The 24,815-nt window shown below is 69.4% G+C and carries 31 protein-coding genes and 1 pseudogene; 26 read left to right on the top strand and 6 right to left on the bottom strand.

Annotated elements, in window-relative coordinates; translation table 11 throughout:
- From RT323_RS09365 to RT323_RS09295, 15 genes and pseudogenes are all read left to right on the top strand, one after another.
- Positions 1 to 253: Sua5/YciO/YrdC/YwlC family protein (locus RT323_RS09365; RefSeq protein ID WP_313407452.1), on the top strand; the 253-nt coding region annotated here is incomplete at its 5' end.
- Positions 246 to 1,370 carry an MraY family glycosyltransferase gene (locus RT323_RS09360; RefSeq protein ID WP_313407450.1) on the top strand — a complete coding sequence of 375 codons (1,125 nt, stop codon included), beginning with the start codon at positions 246 to 248 and terminating at the stop codon, positions 1,368 to 1,370. The genes RT323_RS09365 and RT323_RS09360, both read left to right, overlap by 8 nt.
- Before the next feature lie 37 nt (positions 1,371 to 1,407).
- Positions 1,408 to 1,818 carry a hypothetical protein gene (locus tag RT323_RS09355; protein WP_313407448.1) on the top strand — a complete coding sequence of 137 codons (411 nt, stop codon included), beginning with the start codon at positions 1,408 to 1,410 and terminating at the stop codon, positions 1,816 to 1,818.
- Between the two features lie 127 nt (positions 1,819 to 1,945).
- A complete protein-coding gene (gene atpB, locus RT323_RS09350; protein ID WP_313407445.1) occupies positions 1,946 to 2,758 on the top strand; it encodes a F0F1 ATP synthase subunit A in 813 nt (270 codons plus the stop codon).
- Positions 2,759 to 2,810: 52 nt separating this feature from the next.
- Positions 2,811 to 3,041: a F0F1 ATP synthase subunit C gene (locus tag RT323_RS09345; protein WP_396172208.1), complete on the top strand. Its 231-nt coding sequence runs from the start codon at positions 2,811 to 2,813 to the stop codon at positions 3,039 to 3,041.
- On the top strand, positions 3,041 to 3,583 hold the full coding sequence (locus tag RT323_RS09340) for a F0F1 ATP synthase subunit B (protein WP_313407439.1): 543 nt from the start codon (positions 3,041 to 3,043) through the stop codon (positions 3,581 to 3,583). The genes RT323_RS09345 and RT323_RS09340 overlap by 1 nt, the downstream gene beginning before the upstream one ends.
- Positions 3,583 to 4,386, top strand: a complete 804-nt coding sequence (locus RT323_RS09335; protein WP_313407437.1) for a F0F1 ATP synthase subunit delta — start codon at positions 3,583 to 3,585, stop codon at positions 4,384 to 4,386. Before RT323_RS09340 ends, RT323_RS09335 begins: the two co-directional genes overlap by 1 nt.
- 39 nt (positions 4,387 to 4,425) lie before the next feature.
- The gene (gene atpA, locus RT323_RS09330; RefSeq protein WP_313407434.1) at positions 4,426 to 6,069 is read left to right on the top strand and encodes a F0F1 ATP synthase subunit alpha; all 1,644 of its coding nucleotides are present in this window, start codon (positions 4,426 to 4,428) and stop codon (positions 6,067 to 6,069) included.
- Between the two features lie 2 nt (positions 6,070 to 6,071).
- A complete protein-coding gene (locus tag RT323_RS09325) occupies positions 6,072 to 7,004 on the top strand; it encodes a F0F1 ATP synthase subunit gamma (protein WP_313407431.1) in 933 nt (310 codons plus the stop codon).
- Positions 7,000 to 8,469 (top strand): F0F1 ATP synthase subunit beta, encoded by a 1,470-nt coding sequence (atpD, locus tag RT323_RS09320; RefSeq protein ID WP_313407454.1) that lies wholly within the window; start codon positions 7,000 to 7,002, stop codon positions 8,467 to 8,469. The genes RT323_RS09325 and atpD overlap by 5 nt, the downstream gene beginning before the upstream one ends.
- An 11-nt stretch (positions 8,470 to 8,480) precedes the next feature.
- The gene (locus RT323_RS09315; protein ID WP_313407428.1) at positions 8,481 to 8,852 is read left to right on the top strand and encodes a F0F1 ATP synthase subunit epsilon; all 372 of its coding nucleotides are present in this window, start codon (positions 8,481 to 8,483) and stop codon (positions 8,850 to 8,852) included.
- Positions 8,853 to 8,875: 23 nt separating this feature from the next.
- On the top strand, positions 8,876 to 9,322 hold the full coding sequence (locus RT323_RS09310; protein ID WP_313407425.1) for a DUF2550 domain-containing protein: 447 nt from the start codon (positions 8,876 to 8,878) through the stop codon (positions 9,320 to 9,322).
- Between the two features lie 70 nt (positions 9,323 to 9,392).
- On the top strand, positions 9,393 to 9,518 hold the full coding sequence (locus RT323_RS09305; RefSeq protein ID WP_313407423.1) for a hypothetical protein: 126 nt from the start codon (positions 9,393 to 9,395) through the stop codon (positions 9,516 to 9,518).
- A 37-nt stretch (positions 9,519 to 9,555) separates the two neighbouring features.
- Entirely contained in the window at positions 9,556 to 10,137 is a 582-nt protein-coding gene (locus tag RT323_RS09300) for a cob(I)yrinic acid a,c-diamide adenosyltransferase (RefSeq protein WP_313407421.1), read from the top strand.
- Positions 10,138 to 10,201: 64 nt separating this feature from the next.
- Positions 10,202 to 12,190, top strand: a pseudogene (locus RT323_RS09295) (protein meaA); the annotation flags it as partial.
- An 81-nt stretch (positions 12,191 to 12,271) separates the two neighbouring features.
- Here the strand turns inward: RT323_RS09295 and RT323_RS09290 are convergent.
- A complete protein-coding gene (locus RT323_RS09290; protein ID WP_313407418.1) occupies positions 12,272 to 12,475 on the bottom strand; it encodes a hypothetical protein in 204 nt (67 codons plus the stop codon).
- 52 nt (positions 12,476 to 12,527) lie between these two features.
- On the opposite strand from RT323_RS09290, the gene RT323_RS09285 reads away from it, so the two are divergent.
- Both RT323_RS09285 and RT323_RS09280 read left to right on the top strand, forming a co-directional pair.
- Complete coding sequence (locus RT323_RS09285) at positions 12,528 to 13,052, top strand: ferritin (protein WP_313407416.1); 525 nt, start codon at positions 12,528 to 12,530, stop codon at positions 13,050 to 13,052.
- Positions 13,053 to 13,055: 3 nt separating this feature from the next.
- On the top strand, positions 13,056 to 13,994 hold the full coding sequence (locus RT323_RS09280) for an endonuclease/exonuclease/phosphatase family protein (RefSeq protein ID WP_313407413.1): 939 nt from the start codon (positions 13,056 to 13,058) through the stop codon (positions 13,992 to 13,994).
- A gap of 25 nt (positions 13,995 to 14,019) precedes the next feature.
- On the opposite strand, the gene nucS is transcribed toward RT323_RS09280, so the two are convergent.
- Complete coding sequence (nucS, locus tag RT323_RS09275; protein WP_313407411.1) at positions 14,020 to 14,697, bottom strand: endonuclease NucS; 678 nt, start codon at positions 14,695 to 14,697, stop codon at positions 14,020 to 14,022.
- The gene (locus tag RT323_RS09270; protein ID WP_313407409.1) at positions 14,694 to 15,062 is read right to left on the bottom strand and encodes a hypothetical protein; all 369 of its coding nucleotides are present in this window, start codon (positions 15,060 to 15,062) and stop codon (positions 14,694 to 14,696) included. The genes nucS and RT323_RS09270 overlap by 4 nt, the downstream gene beginning before the upstream one ends.
- A gap of 96 nt (positions 15,063 to 15,158) precedes the next feature.
- Between RT323_RS09270 and RT323_RS09265 the strand changes: the two genes are divergently transcribed.
- Genes RT323_RS09265 through RT323_RS09255 form a run of 3 tightly spaced genes read left to right on the top strand, consistent with a single transcriptional unit; the run spans position 15,159 to position 17,484 of the window.
- A complete protein-coding gene (locus RT323_RS09265; protein ID WP_313407407.1) occupies positions 15,159 to 16,349 on the top strand; it encodes a 3-hydroxyacyl-CoA dehydrogenase NAD-binding domain-containing protein in 1,191 nt (396 codons plus the stop codon).
- A gap of 51 nt (positions 16,350 to 16,400) precedes the next feature.
- The gene (locus RT323_RS09260; protein ID WP_313407404.1) at positions 16,401 to 16,676 is read left to right on the top strand and encodes a hypothetical protein; all 276 of its coding nucleotides are present in this window, start codon (positions 16,401 to 16,403) and stop codon (positions 16,674 to 16,676) included.
- A gap of 28 nt (positions 16,677 to 16,704) precedes the next feature.
- Positions 16,705 to 17,484, top strand: coding sequence for an alpha/beta hydrolase (locus RT323_RS09255; RefSeq protein ID WP_313407402.1), 780 nt, complete (start codon positions 16,705 to 16,707; stop codon positions 17,482 to 17,484).
- Positions 17,485 to 17,490: 6 nt separating this feature from the next.
- Here the strand turns inward: RT323_RS09255 and RT323_RS09250 are convergent, their stop codons facing one another.
- The 3 genes from RT323_RS09250 to mce form a co-directional block, all read right to left on the bottom strand.
- Positions 17,491 to 18,534 carry a heparan-alpha-glucosaminide N-acetyltransferase domain-containing protein gene (locus RT323_RS09250; protein WP_313407400.1) on the bottom strand — a complete coding sequence of 348 codons (1,044 nt, stop codon included), beginning with the start codon at positions 18,532 to 18,534 and terminating at the stop codon, positions 17,491 to 17,493.
- An 8-nt stretch (positions 18,535 to 18,542) separates the two neighbouring features.
- Positions 18,543 to 19,880 (bottom strand): crotonyl-CoA carboxylase/reductase, encoded by a 1,338-nt coding sequence (gene ccrA / locus RT323_RS09245; protein ID WP_313407398.1) that lies wholly within the window; start codon positions 19,878 to 19,880, stop codon positions 18,543 to 18,545.
- A gap of 78 nt (positions 19,881 to 19,958) precedes the next feature.
- On the bottom strand, positions 19,959 to 20,405 hold the full coding sequence (mce, locus tag RT323_RS09240) for a methylmalonyl-CoA epimerase (protein WP_313407397.1): 447 nt from the start codon (positions 20,403 to 20,405) through the stop codon (positions 19,959 to 19,961).
- A gap of 67 nt (positions 20,406 to 20,472) precedes the next feature.
- Here mce and RT323_RS09235 point away from each other — a divergent pair, with 67 nt between their 5' ends.
- The 6 genes from RT323_RS09235 to RT323_RS09210 form a co-directional block, all read left to right on the top strand.
- Positions 20,473 to 20,898: a pyridoxamine 5'-phosphate oxidase family protein gene (locus tag RT323_RS09235; protein ID WP_313407394.1), complete on the top strand. Its 426-nt coding sequence runs from the start codon at positions 20,473 to 20,475 to the stop codon at positions 20,896 to 20,898.
- 72 nt (positions 20,899 to 20,970) lie between these two features.
- Complete coding sequence (locus RT323_RS09230; protein WP_313407393.1) at positions 20,971 to 22,161, top strand: acetyl-CoA C-acetyltransferase; 1,191 nt, start codon at positions 20,971 to 20,973, stop codon at positions 22,159 to 22,161.
- 9 nt (positions 22,162 to 22,170) lie between these two features.
- Positions 22,171 to 23,124 (top strand): methylmalonyl Co-A mutase-associated GTPase MeaB, encoded by a 954-nt coding sequence (meaB, locus tag RT323_RS09225; protein ID WP_313407390.1) that lies wholly within the window; start codon positions 22,171 to 22,173, stop codon positions 23,122 to 23,124.
- Positions 23,125 to 23,200: 76 nt separating this feature from the next.
- On the top strand, positions 23,201 to 23,356 hold the full coding sequence (locus RT323_RS09220) for a hypothetical protein (protein ID WP_313407387.1): 156 nt from the start codon (positions 23,201 to 23,203) through the stop codon (positions 23,354 to 23,356).
- 10 nt (positions 23,357 to 23,366) lie between these two features.
- Complete coding sequence (locus RT323_RS09215; RefSeq protein WP_313407385.1) at positions 23,367 to 24,032, top strand: PH domain-containing protein; 666 nt, start codon at positions 23,367 to 23,369, stop codon at positions 24,030 to 24,032.
- A 22-nt stretch (positions 24,033 to 24,054) separates the two neighbouring features.
- Positions 24,055 to 24,815: thioredoxin domain-containing protein (locus RT323_RS09210; RefSeq protein ID WP_313407382.1), on the top strand; the 761-nt coding region annotated here is incomplete at its 3' end.

Below are 24,815 nucleotides of genomic sequence, written 5' to 3'. Positions count from 1 at the left end.
CCCCACCGCCGTCAGCAGCGCCAACCTCAGCGGCCGACCCGCCGCGACGACCGTCGACGAGGCCGAGCAGATGCTCGGGGCCTCCGTCGCGGTCTACCTCGACGGCGGGCCGTCGGCCGGCTCGACGTCCTCGACCATCCTCGACGTCACCGGAGCGGTCCCGCGGGTCCTGCGCCAGGGCGCGATCGACCTGGCGACCCTGCACGGGTTCAACAACACGATCGAGCCGGCCGGGGGCGGAGCCGGTGCGTGAGTACCTCGTCATCTTCGGCGTCGCGATCGGCGTGGCGTACCTGCTGTCGTCGATCGCTCGCCAGACGGCCCAGCAGCTCGGCGCCGTCGCCCGGGTGCGCGACCGCGACGTCCACGCGATCCCCACGCCGTACTTCGGGGGTCCGGCGATGCTCGGGGGGCTCGTCGCGGCCTACCTGACCGCGACCCACCTGCCCTTCCTGTCCGGCGGCGACGACCTGCTCTACGCCGACGTCCGCGCCGTCCTGGTCGGCGGCATGGTGATCTGCCTGGTGGGCGTCATCGACGACCTGTTCGAGCTCGACGCGCTGAGCAAGTTCGCGGGGCAGGTCCTCGCGGGCGTGATCACGGTGGCGATGGGCCTGCACTTCGTCTACCTGCCGCTGCCGAACACCTACCTGGGCCTGGACCAGGCCCAGGCCATGATCCTCACGGTGTTCCTCATCGTCGCGACGGCGAACGCGATGAACTTCGTCGACGGGCTCGACGGCCTCGCCGCCGGCATGGCGGCGATCGGCTCGATCGCCTTCTTCGTGTACGCGTTCACGCTCGCGGTGGAGAACGGCGAGACCCGCGCGGTCGCCACGGCGATCCTGACGATCAGCCTCGCCGGCGCATGCCTGGGCATCCTGCCGCACAACTTCTTCCCGGCACGCATGTTCATCGGCGACTCGGGCTCGATGCTGCTGGGATTCGTGCTGGCGTGCTCGTCGATCAGTCTCACGGGCCAGTTCCCGGCGACCAGCCTGTCCGAGGGCATCGGCGGGGGAGACTCCAGCCTGCTCCCGGCGGCGATCCTGCCGCTCGTGCTGCCGTTCGCGATCCTCACCGTGCCCTTCCTCGACATGGGACTGGCCGTGCTGCGCCGTACCCGCGCCGGCCGGTCGCCGTTCAGCCCCGACAAGATGCACATCCACCACCGCCTGCTCGAGATCGGGCACTCGCACCGGCGCGCCGTCCTGCTGATGTACGCGGGGGCGGCCCTGGTCGCCTTCGGCGTCGTGGCGATCGGCCTGTTCAGCGGCTGGCAGCTCTTCGTCGCCATCGCGGTGCTCACGGCCCTCGTGGCCGCCGCCATCTTCCTGCTGCCCCGACTGGAGGCCCGACTGTGGGCATGAAAGCGCCAGACCGTGCTCTTCCCCAGGCGGTGGCGGCATGAGCCGTGCTGCCACGCCCCTCGCGATCGGCGCCGTCACGGCCGCCTGGGCCGGCGGGGCGGCCCTGATCGGTGGGTCCGGGGCCGGCTGGGCCGCGTTGATCGCGTCAGTCATCGTCGTGGTGTTCTTCGGCTCGACCAAGGTCGTGCTCGGACCCATCGCGCGATACCTGCCGGGCGCCTCGCTGTCCGCCGCGCTGCTCTTCTACGGCACCAAGGTCCTGGCGCTCGGCGTCGTCGTGATGGTCCTGCTGGACCCACAGGGACCGGGCCGTCACCTCGACGACCGGTGGTTCACCGCGACGCTCATCGGAGGCTCGCTGCTGGCCGTCACATGGCTGATCGTGGCCGATCTGCGGTCGCGTCACGCTATCTACGACCTCGATGATCGGGGTCACACGGGCGCCTGATAATCTCGTAGTTGCTGCGCGGGTCACGCACTCACGCAGGTCGCGCACTCGCTGCGCACCCATCGACGTCGACCGAAGCGGTACAGCGCTTGCGCTGCCGGCCGCGCCAGAATGTAAAGGGTGGTCTGTGACCAACACCGCGCTCGCCATCGCCGGGTCCCAGTTCCGCGCTTCGGGTGATGGTCCCTACATCCCCGGACCGTCGAGCTTCGAGCTTCCTGCCGTCTTCGAGGTCGCGGGCCTGGGTGTCACCAAGCCCATGCTCCTGCTGGCGTTCTCCGTCGTGCTGATCGGCGGCTTCTTCATGGCCGCCTCGCGTCCTGCCGCCGTCGTGCCGGGCCGCCTGCAGTTCGCCGGCGAGTACGTCTACGGCTTCGTCCGCGGGCTCGCCCGCGACAGCATCGGCTCGGCCCACTTCCGGCCGTACATGCCGATCCTGTTCTCGTTCTTCACGTTCATCATCGCGAACAACTACTACGGCCTCATCCCCGTGCTGCAGTACCCGTCCGCTGCCCGCATCGGCTTCCCGATCGCGCTCGCGCTGTGCGCCTGGCTGCTGTACAACGGCGCCGGCATCCGCAAGCACGGCTTCTTCGGCTACCTCAAGCACCAGACGGTTCCGGCCGGCGTCAAGGGCCCCGTGCTGGGCCTGCTGGTCCCTCTCGAGTTCGTCTCCAACATCCTGGTCCGCCCGCTCACTCTCGCGCTGCGACTCTTCGCCACGATGTTCGCGGGCCACCTGCTGCTCATCTTGTTCTCGATGGGGTCCGAGTACCTCATCTTCGACAAGGGCGGCCTGCACATCCTGTCCGGCCTCGGCTCGGGCTTGATGTTCCTGCTGATCAGCATCCTCGAGCTGCTGATCATGTTCCTGCAGGCCTACGTCTTCACCCTGCTGACCGCGATTTACGTGGGCGGGGCGATCGCGGACGAGCACTGAGTCCGCGCGCTGACAACTTCATAGCTTGACCGATTCACCAACACCGACGCCGATGCGCGTCACAACGAAAGGAAAAGCCGTGGAAGGCTCCCTCAACATGCTTGGCTACGGTCTCGCCACCGTGGGCCCCGGTATCGCCGTCGGTCTGATCTTCGCCGCCTACATCAACGGCGTCGCGCGTCAGCCCGAGGTCCAGGGTCGCCTCCAGACGATCGCCATCCTCGGCTTCGCTCTGGCTGAGGCCCTCGCGATCATCGGCATCGCGCTCGCGTTCGCCATCTGATGAAGGCCTTCGTCCTGGCGGCGGCAGCGGAAGGCGAAGAGCCGAACCCGCTGATCCCGCACCTCCCCGAGATCATCTGGGGCCTGATCTTCTTCACGCTCCTGCTGGTGCTCATCACGAAGTACGTGGTGCCCAGCTTCGAGAAGGCGTACGCCGCGCGTACCGCCGAGATCGAGGGTGGCATCGAGGAGGCGCAGTCCGCGCAGAAGGAGGCGCAGGCCGCGCTGGAGAAGTACACGGCGCAGTTGGCCGAGGCTCGCCACGAGGCCGCCGCCATCCGCGAGGAGGCGCGCGAGCAGGGCGCTCAGATCGTCGTCGAGATGCGTGAGCAGGCTCAGGCCGAGTCCGCTCGCATCGTCGCGGCGGCGCAGGCCCAGATCGTCGCGGAGCGCCAGCAGGCCATGGCGCAGCTCACGTCCGAGGTCGGCGGCATGGCCACCGACCTGGCCAGCCGGATCGTCGGCGAGTCGCTCGCCGACACCGACGCCCAGCGTCGTAGTGTCCAGCGCTTCATCGACGAACTCGAGGGGTCGGCCAACTGATGCGTGGATCGTCTGCCAAGTCACTCGACGCGACCCTGTCCGCGGTCTCCGCGGTTCCGGGTCCGTCGGCGGCCGAGGTCGGCACCGAGCTCTTCGGTGTCGTCGAGGCCCTCGACGGCGCCGTCGCGGCGCGTCGCCTCCTCACCGACCCGTCGATCGAGACCGAGGGCAAGCGTTCGCTCGTCGCCGGCATCTTCGGCGGCAAGGTCGGCGCGGCCACGACGTCGGTCCTCGACGCCGCGGTCAGCGGCCGTTGGGCCGCCGGTCGTGACCTGACGGACAGCCTCGAGCTCGCCGGGGTGGCCGCTTTCACGCGGTCCGCCGACGCGGCGGGACAGGGCGAGGAGCTCGAGAACGAGCTCTTCGAGGCCGGCCAGGTCGTCCACGGGTCGCCCGAGCTGCGCCAGGTCGTCTCCGATCCGTCGGTGGCGCCCGAGCGCAAGGCGTCGCTGCTCAAGGACGTCTTCACCGGCAAGGTCTCCGACGCCACGCTGGCACTGCTCACGCAGGCCTCCGTCGCCCGGACCGGGTCGTTCGAGCGGGTCCTGGATCGCTTCAGCAAGCAGGTCGCGGCGCGCGAGGATCGCCTCATCGCGGTCGTCCGGGTCGCCTACGAGCTCGACGATGCCGAGCGCGACCGCCTGGCTGCGGCGCTCTCGAGCCGGTACGGCCGAGCGATCCAGCTCAACACCGTGGTCGATCCGACCGTCATCGGCGGCATCGCCGTCTCCGTGGGCGACGAGGTCGTCGACGCCACCATGTCCACCCGCCTCGAGGCCGCCCGCCGGCGCATCGCAGGCTGACCAGAACGCACCGTTCGCACAAGAAGGCAGGCACACAGCATGACTGAACTCTCGATTCGTCCGGAGGAGATCCGCGACGCGTTGCAGAAGTTCGTGTCGGACTACACCCCGACGCAGGGCGAGGCCGAAGAAGTCGGCGTCGTCGCGTCGGCGGCCGACGGCATCGCGCAGGTCGAGGGTCTTCCCTCGGCGATGGCCAACGAACTGCTCGAGTTCGAGGACGGCACCCTCGGCCTGGCGCTGAACCTCGACGTCCGCCAGATCGGTGTCGTCATCCTCGGTGACTTCGAAGGCATCGAAGAGGGCCAGAAGGTCAAGCGCACCGGCGAGGTCCTCTCGGTCCCCGTGGGTGAGGGCTACCTTGGCCGAGTCGTCGACCCGCTCGGCAACCCGATCGACGGCCTCGGCGAGATCGCCGGCCTCGAGGGCCGTCGTGCGCTCGAGCTCCAGGCGCCCACCGTGATGCAGCGCAAGAGCGTCCACGAGCCGCTCATGACCGGCTTGAAGGCGATCGACTCGCTCACGCCCGTCGGCCGCGGCCAGCGCCAGCTGATCATCGGTGACCGCCAGACCGGCAAGACCGCCATCGCGATCGACACGATCATCAACCAGAAGCCGTTCTGGGAGTCGGGCGACCCGACCAAGCAGGTGCGCTGCATCTACGTCGGCATCGGCCAGAAGGGCTCCACAATCGCTTCGGTGCGTGGCGCCCTCGAGGCGGCCGGCGCGCTCGAGTACACGACGATCGTGGCTGCGCCCGCGTCGGACTCGGCCGGCTTCAAGTACCTCGCCCCGTACACCGGATCGGCCATCGGCCAGCACTGGATGTATGCCGGCAAGCACGTTCTGATCATCTTCGACGACCTGTCGAAGCAGGCCGAGGCGTACCGCGCCGTGTCGCTGCTGCTGCGCCGCCCGCCGGGCCGCGAGGCCTACCCGGGCGACGTCTTCTACCTGCACAGCCGGCTGCTGGAGCGTTGCGCCAAGCTCAGCGACGAGCTCGGTGCCGGCTCGATGACCGGCCTGCCGATCATCGAGACGAAGGCCAACGACGTGTCGGCCTACATCCCGACCAACGTCATCTCGATCACCGACGGCCAGATCTTCCTGCAGTCCGATCTGTTCAACGCCAACCAGCGTCCCGCCGTGGACGTCGGCATCTCGGTGTCGCGCGTCGGCGGCTCGGCGATGACCAAGGCGATGAAGGCCGTCACCGGCTCGCTCAAGGTCGAGCTGGCCCAGTACCGCGCCATGGAGGCGTTCGCGATGTTCGCGTCCGACCTCGATGCCGCGTCGAAGGCCCAGCTCGCCCGTGGCCAGCGCCTCATGGAGCTGTTCAAGCAGTCCCAGTACAACCCGTTCCCGATGGAGCAGCAGGTCGTCTCCATCTGGGCGGCCACGAGCGGCAAGCTGGACACCGTGCCCGTCTCGGACGTGCACCGCTTCGAGTCCGAGTTCCTGGACTACGTCAAGCGCTCGCACTCCGGTGTGCTCGACGCGATCCGCGAGAGCGGCAAGTTCGAGGACGAGAGCCAGCAGGCCCTCGAGGGTGCGTACGACTCGTTCCTCGACCAGTTCGAGACCAGCGAGGGCGAGTCGATCAAGCCGGGCCACGAAGAGTTCGACGCGCTCGCCGACGATGACGTCGAGCAGGAGCAGATCGTCAAGCAGAAGCGAGGCTGACGATGGCTGTCTCACTCCGTGAATACCGCGCGAAGATCAGGTCGACCCAGTCGACCAAGAAGATCACGCGTGCGATGGAGTTGATCGCCGCGTCGCGCATCATCAAGGCCCAGCAGGCGGCGGCCGCGGCCGCACCGTACGCGCGTGAGCTCACGCGTGCGGTGTCGGCCCTGGCCACGTACTCGAACATCGAGCACGTGCTGACGACCGAGAACCCCGACGCGAAGCGTGCGGCGATCCTCGTGGTCGCCAGCGACCGCGGCCTGGCCGGTGCGTACGCGTCCAGCGTCCTGAAGGAGACCGAGCAGCTGTCCGAGCGCCTGCGCGCGGACGGCAAGGAGGTCTCGTACTTCCTGACCGGTCGCAAGGCCGAGACGTACTTCAACTTCCGTTCGCGCCCGTTCGTGAAGTCCTGGACCGGGTTCTCCGACAAGCCCACGTACGACAACGCCCGCGAGATCGGCGACGAGCTGATCTCCCGCGCCGCGCAGTACGAGCCGGCCGAGGGTGACGACGTCCCGACCGACGGCGGCATCGACGAGCTGTACATCGTCTTCACGCGCTTCCGGTCGATGCTGGTGCAGGAGCCGGCGGCCATCCGCCTGTTCCCGCTCGAGATCGTCGAGGGCGAGGAGGCTCCCGAGGAGTCCGAGGCGCTGCCGCTCTACGAGTTCGAGCCCAGTGCCGAGGAGGTCCTCGAGTCGGTGCTGCCGCGGTACCTGCACAGCCGGATCTACTCCTGCCTGCTGCAGGCGTCCGCGTCCGAGCTGGCCGCGCGCCAGAAGGCCATGAAGTCCGCGACCGACAACGCGCAGGACCTCATCGAGAAGTACACCCGACTGGCGAACCAGGCCCGCCAGGCCGGCATCACCCAAGAAATCAGCGAGATCGTGGGTGGCGCTAACGCGCTGGCCGAGGCCGCCCACTCCGATTGAGAGAGACACCATGACTGCAACCGTCGAAGAGACCACCACCGACAAGGCCGCTGTGACCGGCCGCGTCGCCCGGGTCATCGGCCCGGTGCTCGACATCGAGTTCCCGGCCGACCAGATGCCGGAGATCTACAACGCCCTGCTCGTCGACACCGAGGTCGCCGGCACCAAGGAGACGCTGACCCTCGAGGTCGCGCAGCACATCGGTGACGGCATGGTCCGCGCGATCAGCCTGCGTCCGACCGACGGCGTCGTCCGCGGCACCCCCGTCACGGACACCGGCGAGCCGATCTCGGTCCCCGTCGGCGACCAGACCCTGGGCAAGGTCTTCAACACCACCGGCCAGGTCATGAACCTGGCCGAGGGCGAGACTTGGGACGTCCAGGAGCGCTGGGGCATCCACCGCAAGGCCCCGGCCTTCGACCAGCTCGAGCCCAAGACCGAGATGTTCCAGACCGGCATCAAGGTCATCGACCTGCTGACGCCGTACGTGCTCGGTGGCAAGATCGGCCTCTTCGGCGGTGCCGGCGTCGGCAAGACCGTGCTCATCCAGGAGATGATCGCCCGCGTCGCCAAGGATCACGACGGCGTGTCGGTGTTCGCCGGTGTCGGCGAGCGCACCCGTGAGGGCAACGACCTCATCGTCGAGATGGAGGAGTCCGGCGTCCTCGACAAGGTCGCGCTCGTCTTCGGCCAGATGGACGAGCCGCCGGGAGCGCGCCTGCGCGTCGCCCTGTCGGCCCTGACGATGGCCGAGTACTTCCGCGACGTCCAGAACCAGGACGTGCTGCTGTTCATCGACAACATCTTCCGGTTCACCCAGGCCGGCTCCGAGGTCTCGACCCTGCTGGGTCGCGTCCCCTCGGCCGTGGGCTACCAGCCGACGCTGGCCGACGAGATGGGCGTCCTGCAGGAGCGCATCACCTCGACGCGTGGTCACTCGATCACCTCGATGCAGGCCATCTACGTGCCCGCCGACGACTACACCGACCCGGCACCGGCCACGACGTTCGCCCACCTGGACGCCACGACCGAGCTGAGCCGTGAGATCGCCTCGCTGGGCATCTACCCGGCCGTCGATCCGCTGACGTCGACGTCGCGCATCCTCGACCCCCGCTACATCGCCGCCGACCACTACGCGACGGCGAACCGGGTCAAGGGCATCCTGCAGCGCAACCAGGAGCTCCAGGACATCATCGCGATCCTCGGTGTCGACGAGCTGAGCGAAGAGGACAAGACGATCGTCGCCCGCGCGCGTCGCATCCAGCGCTTCCTCTCGCAGAACACCTACGTGGCGAAGCAGTTCACCGGCATCGAGGGCTCGACCGTCCCGCTCGACGAGACGATCGATGCCTTCACCAAGATCTGCAACGGTGAGTACGACCACGTGGCCGAGCAGGCCTTCTTCATGTGCGGCGGTCTGGACGACGTCGACAAGAAGTGGGCCGAGATCCAGAAGAACTCCTGAGGTCGGCTGCCATGACACTGCAGATCGAACTCGTCGCCGCCGACCGCGTGGTGTGGTCGGGCGAGGCCACCGAGGTCATCGCCCGCACGGCCGAGGGTGACCTGGGCGTCCTCAGCGGCCATGCGCCGTTGCTGTCGCTGCTGGTCCCGGGCGTCGTCGAGATCCACCCGGTCGAGGGCGAGATCATCCGCGGTGCCGTCGCGGAGGGCTTCATGTCCGTCGCGGCCGACCGTGTCTCGATCCTCTCCGAGGAGATCTTCCTGACCGACGAGTTCAGCCAGTCGGAGGCGGACGCCGAGCTCGAGGCCGCCCGCACGTCCGAGGACGAGATGGCCGTGCGTCGCGCCCAGGCCAAGCTGCGTCTGCTGGGCCAGGCGTCCTGATGGTGATCGCGAGGTAGTGGTCCGTGCCGCTGTGGCTGTGGCTGGTCGACTCCCTCGCGATCATCGTCGTTCTCGGCATCCTGCTCGTGGGCGGCCTCGTCGCGCGCCGGCGATGGATCGCTCGCAAGGGCGTCACGTTCGAGCTCAGCGTCAACCACGGTGCCGAGCATTCAGCCAAGGGCTGGATGCTCGGCGTCGCCGTCTACGGTGACGACGCGTTCGAGTGGTACCGGACCTTCTCCTTCGCGCCACGCCCGCGGCATCGGTTCGAGCGGGGCGCGGTCGTCATCGAGGGCCGCCGCGAGCCCGAGGGTGCCGAGGCCTACGCGTTGCACGACGGTCACCTGATCGTGCAGACCGAGAACGCGGCCGGCGTGCGCCAGTTCGCCCTGAGTGCGAACTCCCTGACGGGACTGCTGTCGTGGCTCGAGTCGTCGCCGCCCGGTCGGGGTGTCAACAACGTGCTCTGACCAGCAAGTTTTCGCGGTGGACATCACCGAACCGCTTGCCGAAGTTCGTCCCGGGACTCACACTTGTCCCATGAAGAAGATCATTGCTGCGACCCTGCTCGCTCTCGCCGTGGCTGCCGGAATGGCCGCCTCGCCCGCCCAGGCCGACGACACCGAGGGTTTGACCTTCAAGATCAACCGCATCGACTGGATGTGATGCGAGGTCCGTCGACCTCAACAACTAGGGTGAGCCCATGGTTCACCTGACGAGGATCTACACGCGTACCGGCGACGATGGGACGACCAACCTGGTCGACTTCTCGCGGACGTCCAAGAACGACCTGCGCCTGGTCGTCTATGCCGACGTCGATGAGGCCAACAGCCAGATCGGCGTCGCACTGGCGACCGGCGAGTTGGACGACGATGTCCGGTCCGTGTTGATGCACGTCCAGAACGACCTGTTCGACCTGGGATCGGACGTCGGTAACCCCGTCGTCGCCGATCCCGAGTTCACACCACTGCGCGTCGAGCCCGACTACGTCGAGCGCCTCGAGCAGTGGTGTGATCGTTTCAACGAGTCCGTGCCCAAGCTCGACTCGTTCATCCTGCCCGGCGGGACTCCCGCCGCCGCCCAGCTGCACGTCGCCCGCACGGTCGTGCGTCGAGCTGAGCGCGCCGCCTGGGCCGCCATCGAGGAGCACGGCGACTCGATCAACGTCCTCGTCGCGAAGTACCTCAACCGCCTGAGCGACCTGCTGTTCATCCTGGGCCGCTACGCCAACCGCCAGCACGGGGACGTCCTGTGGGTGCCCGGTGGCGAGCGCGGCGATGCCTGAGTAACCGCGCGTTTCACGCCCGGGTGGGTGCCGTCGGCACCCCCGGCACGGGCGGTACCCTTGGCGCATGTCAGTGCAGCCCGATCGCCCGTGGGTGATGCGCACCTACGCCGGCCACAGCTCCGCAGCCGAGTCCAACGCGCTCTACCGTCGCAATCTCGCGAAGGGCCAGACCGGTCTTTCCGTCGCGTTCGACCTGCCCACGCAGACCGGATACGACCCCGACCACCAGCTTTCGCGCGGTGAGGTCGGCAAGGTCGGCGTGCCGATCCCGCACCTGGGTGCGATGCGGCGCCTCTTCGAGGACATCCCGCTCTCGGAGATGAACACCTCGATGACCATCAACGCCACGGCGATGTGGCTGCTGGCGATGTACCAGGTCGCCGCCGAGGAGCAGGGCGTCGATCCCGCGGCCCTCGCCGGCACCACCCAGAACGACATCATCAAGGAGTACCTCTCGCGGGGGACCTACGTCTTCCCGCCCGAGGCCTCGCTGCGGCTGACCACCGACATGATCGCGTACACGGTCGCGAACATCCCGAAGTGGAACCCGCTCAACATCTGCAGCTACCACCTGCAGGAGGCCGGCGCGACGCCCGTGCAGGAGCTCGCCTTCGCGATGAGCACCGCGATCGCCGTGCTGGACGCCGTGAAGGACTCGGGGCAGGTCCCTGACGACCAGTTCGAGCAGGTCGTCGGCCGCATCTCGTTCTTCGTGAACGCGGGCGTCCGGTTCATCGAGGAGACGTGCAAGATGCGCGCCTTCGGCCAGCTCTGGGACGAGATCACCCGCGACCGCTACGGCGTGACCGACCCCAAGATGCGCCGCTTCCGGTACGGCGTGCAGGTCAACTCGCTCGGCCTCACCGAGGCCCAGCCCGAGAACAACGTCCAGCGCATCGTGCTGGAGATGCTGGGTGTCACCCTCAGCAAGAGCGCCCGGGCCCGCGCCGTGCAGCTTCCCGCGTGGAACGAGGCGCTCGGCCTGCCCCGCCCCTGGGACCAGCAGTGGTCGCTGCGCCTGCAGCAGGTGCTGGCCTACGAGTCCGACCTGCTCGAGTACGGCGACATCTTCGACGGCTCGCACGTGATCGAGGCGAAGGTCGCCGAGCTGGTCGAGGGCGCCAAGGCCGAGATCGACCGGGTCCAGGCCATGGGTGGCGCGGTCGCCGCGGTGGCATCGGGCTACATGAAGCAGGAGCTCGTCACGTCGCATGCCGAGCGTCGGGCCCGCATCGAGTCCGGTGAGATCAAGGTCGTGGGCCTCAACAGTTACACCGAGACCGAGCCGTCGCCGCTGACGGCCGACCTCGACGCGGCGATCATGGTCGCCGACCCGCAGGCCGAGGCCAACGCGATCGCCGACGTCCAGCAGTGGCGCAGCCAGCGTGACCAGGCGGCGGTGGACGCGGCACTCGAGGCCGTGCAGCAGACCGCGAAGTCCGACGAGAACCTCATGGCGGCGACCCTCGACGCGGTGCGCGCCGGTGCGACGGTGGGCGAGTGGTCCGCAGCCCTGCGCGAGGTCTTCGGCGAGTACCGGGCGCCCACGGGCGTGGCAGGAGTCAGTGGCGTGGCCGAGGCCGGATCCGACCTGACAGCCGTCCGCGAGAAGGTGCGCCAGACCGGCGACGAGCTCGGCGGACGCCTGCGCTTCCTGGTCGGCAAGCCCGGCCTGGACGGGCACTCCAACGGTGCCGAGCAGGTTGCCGTGCGCGCCCGCGACGCCGGCTTCGAGGTGATCTACCAGGGCATCCGCCTGACGCCCGAGCAGATCGTCGCCGCGGCCGTCGCCGAGGACGTCCACGTGGTCGGCCTGTCGATCCTCTCCGGCTCGCACATGGAGCTGGTGCCCGGTGTGCAGAAGGGCCTGGCCGATGCCGGCCTGACGAACGTGCCGGTCATCGTGGGCGGGATCATCCCCGACTCCGATGGGCGCAAGCTGGAGGCCTCGGGCATCGCCGCGGTGTTCACGCCCAAGGACTTCGGGATGACCGACATCATGTCGCGTGTCGTCGACGAGATCCGCAAGGCGAACGACCTGCCGGTCTGACACGCCGGCGGCCTCGCCCCACGTTCGCGCTCCGGGGGCGCTCCGGGCCTAGGCTCGGAGTCGTTCGAGGCTTCGAGGGGATCAGGCGGCGAGCGGCTTGTCGTTCGTGGCGGTCTTGGAGGACTTCGAGGACTTCTTGTCCTTGTTCTTCTTCTTGACCTTCACCAGCTTGCGCTTCTTGACGGTGTAGCCGTCCGGGAGCGTGCCGTTCGCCATCATGCGGATCGGGCAGCGCTTGCAGCGCGGCTTGCTCACGCAGCACTTCTTCTTCGGCGGCTTCGGCACGACCGCAACGGTATCAGCGTGAGGTTAGGGTGACCTAGCCCAAGGAGGAAACATGGCTTCGGAGCAGTTCGTCAGGACCCTGCAGGACCAGGTCGGCCACGAGTTCGCCGCCCACCAGCAGTACGTCGGCATCGCGACGTACTACGACGCGCTGACGATGCCCCGGATGGCGGCGCTGTTCTACGCGCAGGCCATGGAGGAGCGCGACCACGCGATGATGATGGTCCAGTACCTGCTCGACCAGGACCAGCCCGTCGTCATCCCCGCGCTGGCCGCGCCGCGGATGGACTTCGCCGACGTCGTCGAGCCGGTCCAGGTCGCGCTCGACCAGGAGAAGCGCGTCACGCGCCAGATCAACGAGCTCACCCGGATCGCCCGCGAGGACAACGACTTCGCCTCGGACCAGTTCATGCAGTGGTTCATCAAGGAGCAGGTTGAGGAGGTCGCCAAGATGAGCGACCTGCTGGCCGTCGTGACCCGGTCGAAGGACGACTACGAGCGCATCGAGGACTGGATCGCCCGCGAGGACAAGGGTGAGGCCTCCGACCCGACGGCGCCGCCGATCGCGGGCGCCTGAGCGGTGAGGTACCTGCGCGTCCTGCTCACGCTCGCGGCCGTGGCGCTGCTGGTGCTGGCCGCGACGCCGTGGATCGACCGGATCTCGCCGACGTGGCTGCCCGTGGTGCAGTCACTGGGGCGCGCCTGGATCGTCGCGGCCGTCATCGGACTGCTCCTGAGCGTGCTCGCGCGGGCCCGGCTCGCGGTCGGCGCGAACGCCGTGGTGATCGCGGTCGCCCTCGTCACGATCCTCAACGTCGCCAACCGGCCGGCCTGTGACGCGGGGGAGGCCCGTCTGGCGGTGATGAGCCTCAACGCCGAGTACGGTCGCGCCGACGTCGCCCAGCTGGCCGAGGCCGTGGAGCGCCGCGACATCGACACCTTGGTGATCGCCGAGGTCGACGAGGCCCTCATCGCGGCGCTCCTGGCGACGGAGCCGGGCAGCCGGTTCGTCCATCGCAGCGGACAGACCTCCGAGGGCGCGAGTCCGGCGGGCACCGTGGTCCTGTCGCGCCACCCGGCCACCCGCGTGGAGGTCCCTGCTCGTCAGACGGGGACCTTCCAACAGCCGGCGATGTCGATCGACGTCGCCGGGCGTGCCGTGCTCCTGCGCGCGGTCCACCCGCAGCCTCCGGTCGCTCGCTCGATCGAGCAGTGGCGTGCCGGTCTCGTCGAGCTGGGGGAGTGGCAGCGGGCGCAGCGTGGCCGTCCGCTCGTGATGGCCGGCGACTTCAACGCATCGGCGGCCCACGCGCCGTTCCGCAACGCCAAGCGCGGCATGTACGACACCGCGGGGCTGTGGCCGCGGGCCACGTGGCCGCGCGAGCGCGCCTACCCGCCGTTCGCCGACATCGACCACGTGCTGGTGCGTGGACTCAACGTGGAGGACGCAGGCACCGAGGACATCGACGACACCGACCACCGTGCCGTGTGGGCCGACCTGCGTGTCTGCACCCGCTGACCGCACGCGGCAGCGGAGGGGGACCTCAGAACAGGCGCAGGCTCGGGTCGTCGAGGCCGCGCAGCTCGTCGTAGTCCACGACGACGCACTCGATGCCGCGGTCCTTGGCCAGCGTCCGTGCCTGGGGCTTGATCTCCTGGGCGGCGAAGATGCCGCGCACGGGGCGCAGCTGCGGGTCGCGGTTCATCAGCTCGAGGTAGCGCGTCAGCTGCTCGACGCCGTCGATCTCGCCGCGGCGCTTGATCTCGACCGCCACCGAGGTGCCCGAGGCGTCGCGGCACAGCAGGTCGACCGGACCGATGGCGGTCATGTACTCGCGCCGGACGAGCGCCATGCCCGCCTCGATCGTCGCCGTGTGCTCGGCCAGCAGCTCCTGCAGGTGCTTCTCGACACCGTCCTTCTGCAGCCCGGGATCGACGCCCAGCTCGTGCTGCGAGTCGTGGATGATCTCCTCGAGCCGGATGCGCAGCGTGTCGTCGGTCTTCTTCGCGGTGACCGTCCACTCGACGACGCCGTCCTCGGCCACACCCTCGCGCAGCGTGCACGGGGGACTCATCCAGTTGAGCGGCTTGTACGAGCCTCCGTCGGCGTGCACGAGCACGGACCCGTCGGACTTGACCATGATCACGCGCGGAGCGAGCGGCAGGTGCGCCGTCAGTCGACCCGCGTAGTCGACCTGGCAGCGGGCGACGACGATCCTCACAGGCGCTCGAGCATCCCGAGCTTGAAGTTGATCGTCTCGCCGGCGAGCTCGCCCTCGGTGGTCTGCCCGTCGTCGCCCTCGAGGAAGACGATGCCGTCCTGGACGCGATACGTTCCGCGGCGGAAGTCCACGTTGCCCTCGAAGTCCTCGGTGAACGTGCCGTCGGCGGCGAAGTGCACCGTCCAGTTCGCATCGTCAGCACGCCAGGAGCCCACCAGCGCGGAGCGCGGATCGTCGGACTCGACGGTCGCGCTGGGCGTCGTCGCGGACGGCTCCGCGGGGGTGGCCGGCTCGTCCTTGGCGCATCCTGCGAGGCCACCCAGGGCGAGGGTGGCGACGGCTGCCACGAGCAGACGTGAGGACATGGAGACTCCCATCAAGACACCGGAACTGTCACGCTAGTCTGTCACGCAACGCTCGGCGGCCAGTGACCGGCGGGCCAAGCCTCGAAGGAGATCTTGATGGCAGACATCGTCGACCACGTGACCGCCGAAGACGAGGGTGGCCGGATCGCCCGGACGCTGCTCTTCCCGTACCTGAACCACGCCGCCAACATGTACGGGGTCGGCTACGCCACGGCCGCCGACATCGACGCGGGCATGCGCTTCGGCTGCGGTTACCCGATCGGCCCGCTGGCCCTGATCGACGCCCTGGGAGCCAAGACCGTCGTCGACGGCCTGAACGAGCAGTTCGCCACGACGGGCGACCCGCTGCACCGTCCCGACCCGAAGCTGGTCGAGATCGCCGACTCCGGCGCGTCCTTCACCGGTGACGCTGCCGACGGCACCCCCGTGCCCGAGGTCAGGCGTCCCGTGAGCAAGGTCGGCGTCGTCGGCACCGGGACGATGGCCTCGGGCATCGCCCAGGTCTTCGCGCAGGCCGGCTACGACGTCGTCTACGTGGGCCGCTCGCAGGAGAAGCTGGACGGGGTGGTCGGCTACGTCACCAAGAACCTCGATCGCTCCGTCGCGAAGGGCAAGCTCGACGCGGACGCCAAGGACACGATCCTGGGTCGCCTGACCGGAGCCACCGAGCGCGAGGCGTTGGCCGACGTCGACCTGGTGGTCGAGGCGATCGCCGAGGACCTCGACATCAAGCTCGAGCTGTTCCGCGACCTCGATCGCATCTGCAAGCCCGGCGCGATCCTGGCGACGACGACCTCGTCGCTGTCGATCGCGGCGTGCGCCGAGGCCACCAGCCGTCCCGCCGACGTCATCGGCATGCACTTCTTCAACCCGGCCCCGGTCATGAAGCTGGTCGAGGTCGTCACGACCGACGCCACGGCCGCCGACGTCGACGAGACCGTGCGAGCCCTGTGCCTGGCCACCGGCAAGCATCCCGTCTCCTGCGGTGACCGCGCCGGCTTCATCGTCAACGCGCTGCTGTTCCCGTACCTCAACGACGCGATCACGCTGCAGGAGTCGGGCGCCGCGTCGATGGAGCAGATCGACACCGCCATGAAGGGGACGAAGCTGCCCATGGGGCCGTTCGAGCTCCTCGACGTCGTGGGCAACGACGTCTCGCTGGCCATCCAGGAGACCCTCGTGGGCGAGTTCGGCCACGAGGGCTGGCAGCCTGCCGCGTCGCTGAAGCAGGTCGTGGCCGAGGGCAGGCTCGGCCGCAAGACGGGCGCGGGCTTCCACACCTACTGAGCCGCACCTGCACGACCTCTGCGCATGGCCCCGATCGGTACGATCGGGGCCATGTCGCGTCGTAAGGCCGCTGCCGCCCGCGCGGCCCGCCGCGAGCCTCCTGCTCCCCGTGAACAGCTCGTGCACCGCCGTGCCGGCGACTTCTGGCAGCGCTTCATCACGGGCACGACCTCCAGCAAGCCGTACCGCTGTCCCGGCTGCGATCAGCTGATCCCACCGGCCACGCCGCACTTCGTGGTGTGGCCCGACGTGCCGAGCCTGCTGGAGACCGACGGCGTCAACGAGCGACGGCACTGGCACCAGCGGTGCTGGGAGCGCCACGGCTGACTCCCGCGGGCTCGGGCAAGATGGGGTCGTGAAGAAGATCACCGGGTCATCGGTCCTGCCGGCACGTCGCGAGGACATCGAGCTGACGACGGCCGACGGCCTCACGCTCGTCGGCGAGCTGGCACTGCCGGCGCAGAACCCGCCCGTCGCGACCATGATCTGCCTGCATCCGCTTCCGACCCACGGGGGCATGATGGACAGCCACGTGCTGCGCAAGGCCTCGTACCGCCTTCCCGCGCTCGCGGACATCGCGGTGCTGCGCTTCAACACGCGTGGCACCGAGAGCGTCCGCGGCCGCAGTGAGGGCGAGTTCGACCGGGCGGTGGGGGAGCGCTTCGACGTCGCCGCCGCGATCGAGTACGCGGAGTTCGCCGAGCTGCCGAACGTGTGGATCGTCGGCTGGTCCTTCGGCACGGACCTGACGCTCATGTACGGCCTGGAGCCCGACGTGGCCGGCGCGATCCTGCTGTCGCCGCCGTTGCGCTTCAGCGAGCCCCGGCACCTCGAGGCGTGGGCCGCCGACGGGCGTCCGCTGACGGCACTCGTGCCCGAGTTCGACGACTACCTGCGCCCCGCCGAGGCGCGCGAGCGGTTCGCCGTCGTCCCGCAGGCCGAGGTCATCGGGGTCGACGGCGCGAAGCACCTGTGGGTCGGCGACACCGAGCGGGTCCTCGACGAGATCGTGGCGCGACTCAACCCGTCGGTCGAGCTGCCGCTGCCGGGGGAGTGGGACGGGCCGATGGAGCGAGCGGACTCGTCGGCCTACGCCGACCGGACCACCGCGACCTTCAAGGACACCCCGCGCTGACCCGGCTCAGCGAGCTCCCGACCCGGTGGTGGCCACGACGACGCGGTGCAGGGCCCACTCGAGCGGTCCGCGGCCGAAGCGGGTGAACCACGCGCTGGCTCCGGCCAGGGCGATGACGAGGGTCCAGGCGGCGAGGGGGCCGGAACCCTGCTCGAGCGCCGGGTCGGCCTGGATGGCCGCCCAGTAGCCGACGATGTGCGCGACGTAGAGCGTCAACGCCATCCGGCCGGCGGCCTCGAGCGGGTACAGCAGGTTCCGCGCGTGCGGGGTGATGAGCACCAGCAGCGCCAGGACGCCCACCGCGATCGCGAGGGCGGAGGCGCCCTCGATCATGTTGCGGGAGCGGTGCTCGGCCATCAGCGCCGTGGCGACCAGGCCGTCGGAGCGGGGGACGTCGAGCAGGAGCTGCTCGCGCACGTCGACGGCGAGCAGGTGCAGGATCACGCCCGCGGCCAGCCCGGTCACGGTGAGCGTCCCCAGGTCGAACGTGCGCAGGCGGATCCGGCCCAGACCCAGGCCCACCAGCAGGAAGCCCGACCACTGCAGGGCCGGGTACGGGAAGCCCACGAAGAGGGTGCCGACGGCATCGAGGCGCAGCTCGGGCAGGTGTCGGTCGGCGGCCGCGACCAGGAGCGGTCCGGACACCGCCAGGAGCGTGCCGACGGCGAGCGGGACGAGCGGACCGCTGCGCAGGAACGGCAGGGCGACGATGAAGAAGACGGCGTAGGAGCCCAGGATCACCGCGACGGGGGTGCCCAGTGCCGTCAGCAGGGCACCGACGCCGGCCAGCACGGCAGCGCGGACGAACACCGCCAGCCGGTCGTCGGCGAGCCGGCGGCCCGTGTGCGGGGTCGTGCCACCCGTCGCCAGGGCGAGCGAGAAGCCGGCCACCACGACGAACAGGACGGCGGCGCGCCCGTCGCCGACATGGCGCCAGGACGCGAGAACACCCGGATCGAAATCGATCCGGGTGTCCAGGTGGGCGACCACCATGCCGACGAGCGCGAGTCCGCGGGCTGCATCCAGCCCGCGGACCCGCGTCGTCGTCATGGCGCCGATCAGATGCCGCGGAAGCGGTTGATCGCCTCGAGGTGCTGGGCGCGCTTCTCCTCGTCGGAGACGCCGAGGCCTTCCTCGGGCGCCAGCGTCAGCACGCCGACCTTGCCCTGGTGCTTGTTGTGGTGGACGTCGAGCGCCGCCTGGCCGGTGTCCTCGAGCTTGTACACCTTCGACACGGTCGGGTGGATGAGGCCCTTGTCGATGAGGCGGTTCGCCTCGTAGGCCTCGCGGTAGTTCGCGAAGTGCGAGCTCTTGATGTTCTTCAGGTTCATCCACAGGTACCGGTTGTCGTACTGGTGCATGTAGCCCGAGGTGGACGCGCAGGTGATGATCGTGCCGCCCTTGCGCGTGACGTAGACGCTGGCGCCGAAGGTCTCGCGGCCCGGGTGCTCGAACACGATGTCCGGGTCCTCGCCGCCGGTGAGCTCGCGGATCTTCTTGCCGAACCGCTGCCACTCCTTCGGGTCCTGGTTGTGCTCGTCCTTCCAGAACTTGTAGCCCTCGGCCGAGCGGTCGATGATGTGCTCGGCGCCGAGCGAGCGCACGATCTCGGCCTTGTCGGGGCTGGAGACGACGCACACGGGGATCGCTCCGCCGTTGAGGGCCATCTGCGTCGCGTAGGAGCCCAGGCCGCCGGAGGCGCCCCAGATCAGGACGACGTCGCCCTGCTTCATGTTCGCGCCGTTCTTGCTGACCAGCTGGCGGTACGCGGTGGAGTTGACCAGGCCCGGGGACGCGGCCTCCTCCCACGTGAGGTGGGCCGGCTTGGGCATGAGCTGGTTCGACTTGACGATCGCGAGCTCGGCGAGGCCGCCGAAGTTCGTCTCGAAGCCCCAGATGCGCTGCTGCGGGTCCATCATCGTGTCGTCGTGGCCGTCGGGGCTCTCGAGCTCGACGGACAGGCAGTGGGCGACGACCTCCTGGCCGGCCTGCCAGGCGTTGACGCCCGGGCCCGTGCGCAGCACGACGCCGGCCAGGTCGGAGCCGACGACGTGGTACGGCAGGTCGTGGCGCTTCGTGTACTCCGAGAGCTTGCCGTAGCGCTCGAGGAACCGGAACGTCGAGACGGGCTCGAAGATCGAGGTCCACACGGTGTTGTAGTTGATCGCGCTGGCCATGACGGCGACGAGGGCCTCACCCGGAGCCAGCTCAGGCAGCGGCACGTCGTCGATGTGCAGGGACTTGCGGGGATCCTTGTCCCGGGTGGCGATCCCCTCGAACATCGTCTCCTCGTCCTTGTGGACGGTGACCGCCCGGTAGGTCTCGGGCAGTTCGAGGTTCTGGTACGTCTCGGCGGAGCGGTCGCCGGACATGATGGCGTCGAGGATGTGCTGCACTGATGGTCCTTCGCGTCGGTGGTGCAGAGAGCTTGCGGAGATGTTACTGGCCGGAAACTACGGCCGCGAGCCGAGGGATCAGTGCGCGGCGGCCGGTTCGACCAGCTCGACGAGGACGCCCCCGGCGTCCTTCGGGTGAACGAAGTTGACGCGGCTGTCGGACGTGCCCCGCTTCGGGGTGTCGTACAGGAGGCGCACGCCGCGGTCGCGCAGGGTGGTCGAGACCGCGTCGATGTCGGTGACACGGTACGCCAACTGCTGGATGCCCGGTCCGTTGCGGTCGAGGAACTTGGCGATCGTCGACGACTCACTCAGGGGCGCGAGCAGCTGGATGCACGATCCCGAGTCGCCGACGGCGAGCATCGCCTCGCGCACGCCCTGCTCCTCGTTGACCTCCTCGTGGATGGACTCGAGGCCGAACACGCGCGAGTAGAACTCGATCGCGTCGTCGAGGTCGGGGACGGCGATGCCGACATGGTCGATCGCGGTGAGCAGGTGGCCCGGAACGAGCGTTTCGCTGGTCATGCGGCGCAGCCTAGTACGAGGAAAACGACCCCTGCACATGGACCGCGGGACGCGGGACACTGGAGTCATGGACACCGACTCGATCACCCCGATGAGCGAGAACGAGGCCTGGGCCTTCCTCGCCGAGCACACCTACGGCCGCCTGGCCCTCACGATCCTCGGCCAGCCCGAGATCTTCCCCGTCAACTACGCGGTCTCGGGCACGCACGTGCTGTTCCGCACCGCCGAGGGCACGAAGCTGCTCGGCGTGGTGATGGACAGCAAGGTCGCGTTCGAGGTCGACCAGGTCCACGCCGACGGCGCCACCAGCGTCGTGGTCAAGGGCGTGGCCACCAGGATCGAGTCGCGGGAGGAGCTCGAGGCCCTCGACCTGCAGGACCTGCACTCGTGGCTCCCGACGCTGAAGTACAACCTGGTGGCGATCAAGGTGGCCGAGATCTCGGGCCGCCGCTTCCGGTTCGGGCCCGAGCCCGACCTGACCCCTGTGATGTGAGCCACGCCCGCAGGAGGCGTCGTCGCCCGCGGGTACAGTGACCCCAACGTACGCACTGAAGGAGCACGTTCCATGACCACTTCCGTCATCGTCGCCGGGGCCCGGACCCCGATCGGTCGCCTGCAGGGCGGCCTCAAGACCCTGTCCGGTTCCGATCTCGGCGGCATCGCGATCAAGGGCGCCCTGGAGAAGGCCGGCATCAGCGGCGACCAGGTCGACTACGTGATCATGGGGCAGGTCCTCGGAGCCGGAGCCGGCCAGGTGCCCGCGCGCCAGGCCGCGTTCAAGGGCGGCATCCCGCTCGACGTCCCCGCGATCACCATCAACAAGGTGTGCCTGTCGGGCATCAACGCGATCGCGCTGGCCGACCAGCTGATCCGTGCCGGCGAGTACGACGTCGTCGTCGCCGGTGGCCAGGAGTCGATGACCCAGGCGCCGCACCTGCTGACGGGCTCGCGCGAGGGCCACAAGTACGGCAAGGTCACGATGCTCGACCACATGGAGTACGACGGACTGTGGGACGCGCTGACCGACCAGGCGATGGGCTCGCTCACCGAGACGCGCAACGCCGGCACCGACAGCCTCACGCGTGAGCAGCAGGACGAGTTCGGCGCGCGGTCGCACCAGCTCGCCGCCGCGGCGCAGAAGAACGGCGTCTTCGACGAAGAGATCGTGCCGGTCGAGATCCCGCAGCGCAAGGGCGACCCGGTCGTCGTCAGCGCCGACGAGGGTGTCCGCGGCGACACGACCGCCGAGTCGCTGGGGCGCCTGCGCCCGGCGTTCTCCAAGGAGGGCACGATCACGGCCGGCACCGCCAGCCAGATCTCCGATGGCGCCGCCGCCCTGGTCGTCATGCGCAAGGAGAAGGCCGAGGAGCTCGGCCTGACCTGGATCGCCGAGATCGGCGCCCACGGCAACGTGTCCGGCCCGGACTCGACCCTGCAGGAGCAGCCGGCCAACGCGATCGCCAAGGCCGCCGCGAAGGAGGGCATCGCGCCCGCCGACATCGACCTGTTCGAGCTCAACGAGGCCTTCGCCGCGGTCGGCATCGTCTCGGCCGACAAGCTCGGCGTCAGCGCCGACAAGGTCAACGTCAACGGCGGCGCGATCGCGCTCGGTCACCCGATCGGCATGAGCGGCGCCCGCATCGTCCTGCACCTCGCCCTCGAGCTGCAGCGTCGTGGCGGCGGCACCGGCGCGGCCGCCCTGTGCGGCGGCGGCGGCCAGGGCGACGCCCTGATCATCCGCGTGCCCCAGGCCTGATCTGCGGCATTGAACGCACGCACCATCGACGTCACCGACCTGGTCACGCGGGCGCAAGCCGGCGAGGCCAGGTCGGTGGCACGTCTGATCACCCTGGTCGAGACCGAGTCCGACCACCTGCGCGAAGTCAGCGCGGCGCTCGCCCCGCTCGTCGGCGGCGCCCATGTCGTCGGCCTCACGGGCTCGCCCGGCGTGGGCAAGTCGACGACGACCTCGGCGATCGTCACCGAGCTGCGCGCACGAGGGCGTCGCGTCGGTGTGCTGGCGGTCGATCCCACCTCGCCCTTCAGTGGAGGAGCGTTGCTGGGCGACCGGATCCGGATGCAGGACCACGCGACCGACCCCGAGGTGTACATCCGGTCGATGGCCAGCCGGGGCCACCTCGGCGGGCTCTCGTGGGCCACTCCGCACGCGATCCGGGTGCTCGACGCGGCCGGTTGCGACGTCATCGTGCTCGAGACCGTCGGGGTGGGGCAGTCCGAGGTCGAGGTCGCGGGCCTGGCCGACTCGACCGTCGTGCTGCTGGCGCCCGGCATGGGCGACGGCATCCAGGCGGCGAAGGCCGGGATCCTCGAGATCGGCGACGTCTTCTGTGTCAACAAGGCCGACCGTGACGGTGCGAGCACGACGCGTCGCGAGCTGCGGAACATGATCTCGATGACGGATCGCCAGGACGGGTGGAAGCGACCCATCGAGCTCACGGTCGCGACCGAGGGCACGGGTGTCCCCGAGCTGGTCGACCACCTCGACGAGCACGCGGCACACCTGCGCGCCTCCGGTGGGCTGGGCCGTCGTCGCACGGCGCGGTTGCGTCGTGAGATCCAGACCATCGCCCTCAACGAGGTGCGCCGACGCTTCGTGATCGACGGTGGCGAGGAGCTCGACACGCTCGCGCTGCGTGCCCTCGCGGGGGACATCGACCCCTTCTCGGCAGCTGATTCGTTGCTCGCGGGACTGGAGTGACCAGAGGGTCCTAGACCCCCGGAAAACGCCGTGGTGCCTGCGAGAATCGGCTGTTCCGGTCCGATAGAACTGGGCCGTGTTGAAAAAGGCTCTCGTCATCTTCGTGGTGGGCTTCGCGCTCTACTACCTGTTCGCAACGCCTGAGGACGCCGCTTCGGCGGTCCGGGGGGCCTTCGACGCCGCCCTCAGCGCATTCGAGCAGGTCGGGGTGTTCGTCGCCGAGCTGGTCTGAGGCGCTCGCCATGTTCGAGCGCCCCGCGATCGAGGAGGCACCTCCGGCCGTGGTTCCCGCGCTGGCGCGCCGGCTCCGCGAGCCGTTCCCGGACCCTGAGCACCACCCCGGCCTCCAACGACGGCTCAACCCGCGCAACGGCGAGCGAGTCCTGCAGGTGGTGCCCAAGCACGTCGCGGTGTACTGGCCGCTCCCGGTCGCCGCCGGCTTCTGGGTGCTGGCGACGCTCGTGATGCTCGTGCGCTGGCCGTCCGAGCCGGCGCAGCTGCTCTGGTACGCGTCGTGCGTGGGCGTGGCCGTCGCCGTGGCCCACGCCTTCGTGGAGTGGCGTGACGTCTTCGTCGTGACGAACTGGCGCGTCGTGCGCCTCAGTGGGGTCCTGACCGTCCGCGCCGCCACGATGCCGATCAACCGCATCCTCGACATGACGATGACGCGCACCGTCCTGGGCCGGCTGCTCGGCTACGGCCACTTCGTGTTCGAGTCGGCCGCCCAGGAGCAGGGCCTGCGCGAGATCAAGTTCGTGCCGGACATCCTCGCCGTCGACCGCGAGATCAACAACGCGGTGAACCGCGAGACCCGGCGTCGCGAGCGGCTGGCCGCCGAGGCGCGGCGGCGACGGGCGCAGGACGCCGCCGACGGCGTCGAGCCGACCGAGCCGATCGAGGGTCTGTGACCGGGCTTCCTACACTGTCCCCATGAGCTTCCCGCAGTCCGGTGCGTTCGACCTGTCCTCCCTCGCCAAGCCCCGCACGCCCGCGGGCGCGGCTTCCGCCGCCGACGGCGCGGTCTACGTGATCGACGTCGACGAGGCCGGCTTCCAGCAGGTCGTCGAGTCCTCGATGCAGCACCTCGTGGTGCTGAGCGTCTGGTCGCCCCGCTCGGAGCAGAGCGTGCAGTTCAACGAGGTGCTGGCGCAGGCCACGTCGGCGTATGGCGGCGCGCTCCAGCTGGCGAAGGTGGACGTCGACGCCAACCCCGGCATCGGCCAGGCGCTGCAGGTGCAGGCCGTCCCGTTCGTGGTGGGCCTCGTGCAGGGCCGCCCGGTTCCGTTGTTCCAGGGCACGGTCGACGAGTCCGAGGTCAAGCGCTTCTTCGACGAGCTGGTCCGTCTCGCCCAGCAGAACGGACTCAACGGTCGGGCGCAGCCCTCGGCGGCTGCGGCCACGGCCGCGGTCGAGGAGGAGCCCGCCGACGACCCCCGCTTCGCCGTGGCGGACGAGGCGTACGCCCGCGGCGACTTCGACGCGGCGATCGCCGAGTACGAGGCGATGCTGGCGCAGGCCCCCGGGGACGCCGAGGTCGCCGAGCGTCTCTCGGCCACGAAGCTCTACGCCCGCGTCGCTGGTGCCGACCTGCAGGCGGCGCGCCAGGCGGCCGCCGATGCTCCGGACGACATCGACGCCCAGCTGCTCGTCGCGGACCTCGACGTCACGGGCGGTCACGTCGAGGACGCGTT

This window comes from Aeromicrobium sp., assembly GCF_032084975.1.
Classification (GTDB): domain Bacteria; phylum Actinomycetota; class Actinomycetes; order Propionibacteriales; family Nocardioidaceae; genus Aeromicrobium.
The sequence above is the reverse complement of the archived record's forward strand: the minus strand, read 5'-3'. Positions and strand labels throughout refer to the sequence as shown.

Coding starts and splice junctions, on each gene's coding strand:
- RT323_RS09260 (WP_313407404.1), top strand. CDS start 16,401: ATGTCGCGTCGTAAGGCCGCTGCCGCCCGCGCGGCCCGCCGCGAGCCT.
- RT323_RS09215 (WP_313407385.1), top strand. CDS start 23,367: ATGTTCGAGCGCCCCGCGATCGAGGAGGCACCTCCGGCCGTGGTTCCC.
- RT323_RS09235 (WP_313407394.1), top strand. CDS start 20,473: ATGGACACCGACTCGATCACCCCGATGAGCGAGAACGAGGCCTGGGCC.
- RT323_RS09345 (WP_396172208.1), top strand. CDS start 2,811: ATGCGCGTCACAACGAAAGGAAAAGCCGTGGAAGGCTCCCTCAACATG.
- RT323_RS09305 (WP_313407423.1), top strand. CDS start 9,393: ATGAAGAAGATCATTGCTGCGACCCTGCTCGCTCTCGCCGTGGCTGCC.
- RT323_RS09315 (WP_313407428.1), top strand. CDS start 8,481: ATGACACTGCAGATCGAACTCGTCGCCGCCGACCGCGTGGTGTGGTCG.
- RT323_RS09340 (WP_313407439.1), top strand. CDS start 3,041: ATGAAGGCCTTCGTCCTGGCGGCGGCAGCGGAAGGCGAAGAGCCGAAC.
- atpA (WP_313407434.1), top strand. CDS start 4,426: ATGACTGAACTCTCGATTCGTCCGGAGGAGATCCGCGACGCGTTGCAG.
- RT323_RS09270 (WP_313407409.1), bottom strand. CDS start 15,062: ATGTCCTCACGTCTGCTCGTGGCAGCCGTCGCCACCCTCGCCCTGGGT.
- RT323_RS09355 (WP_313407448.1), top strand. CDS start 1,408: ATGAGCCGTGCTGCCACGCCCCTCGCGATCGGCGCCGTCACGGCCGCC.
- RT323_RS09230 (WP_313407393.1), top strand. CDS start 20,971: ATGACCACTTCCGTCATCGTCGCCGGGGCCCGGACCCCGATCGGTCGC.
- RT323_RS09300 (WP_313407421.1), top strand. CDS start 9,556: ATGGTTCACCTGACGAGGATCTACACGCGTACCGGCGACGATGGGACG.
- RT323_RS09335 (WP_313407437.1), top strand. CDS start 3,583: ATGCGTGGATCGTCTGCCAAGTCACTCGACGCGACCCTGTCCGCGGTC.
- RT323_RS09250 (WP_313407400.1), bottom strand. CDS start 18,534: ATGACGACGACGCGGGTCCGCGGGCTGGATGCAGCCCGCGGACTCGCG.
- RT323_RS09285 (WP_313407416.1), top strand. CDS start 12,528: ATGGCTTCGGAGCAGTTCGTCAGGACCCTGCAGGACCAGGTCGGCCAC.
- mce (WP_313407397.1), bottom strand. CDS start 20,405: ATGACCAGCGAAACGCTCGTTCCGGGCCACCTGCTCACCGCGATCGAC.
- RT323_RS09265 (WP_313407407.1), top strand. CDS start 15,159: ATGGCAGACATCGTCGACCACGTGACCGCCGAAGACGAGGGTGGCCGG.
- RT323_RS09325 (WP_313407431.1), top strand. CDS start 6,072: ATGGCTGTCTCACTCCGTGAATACCGCGCGAAGATCAGGTCGACCCAG.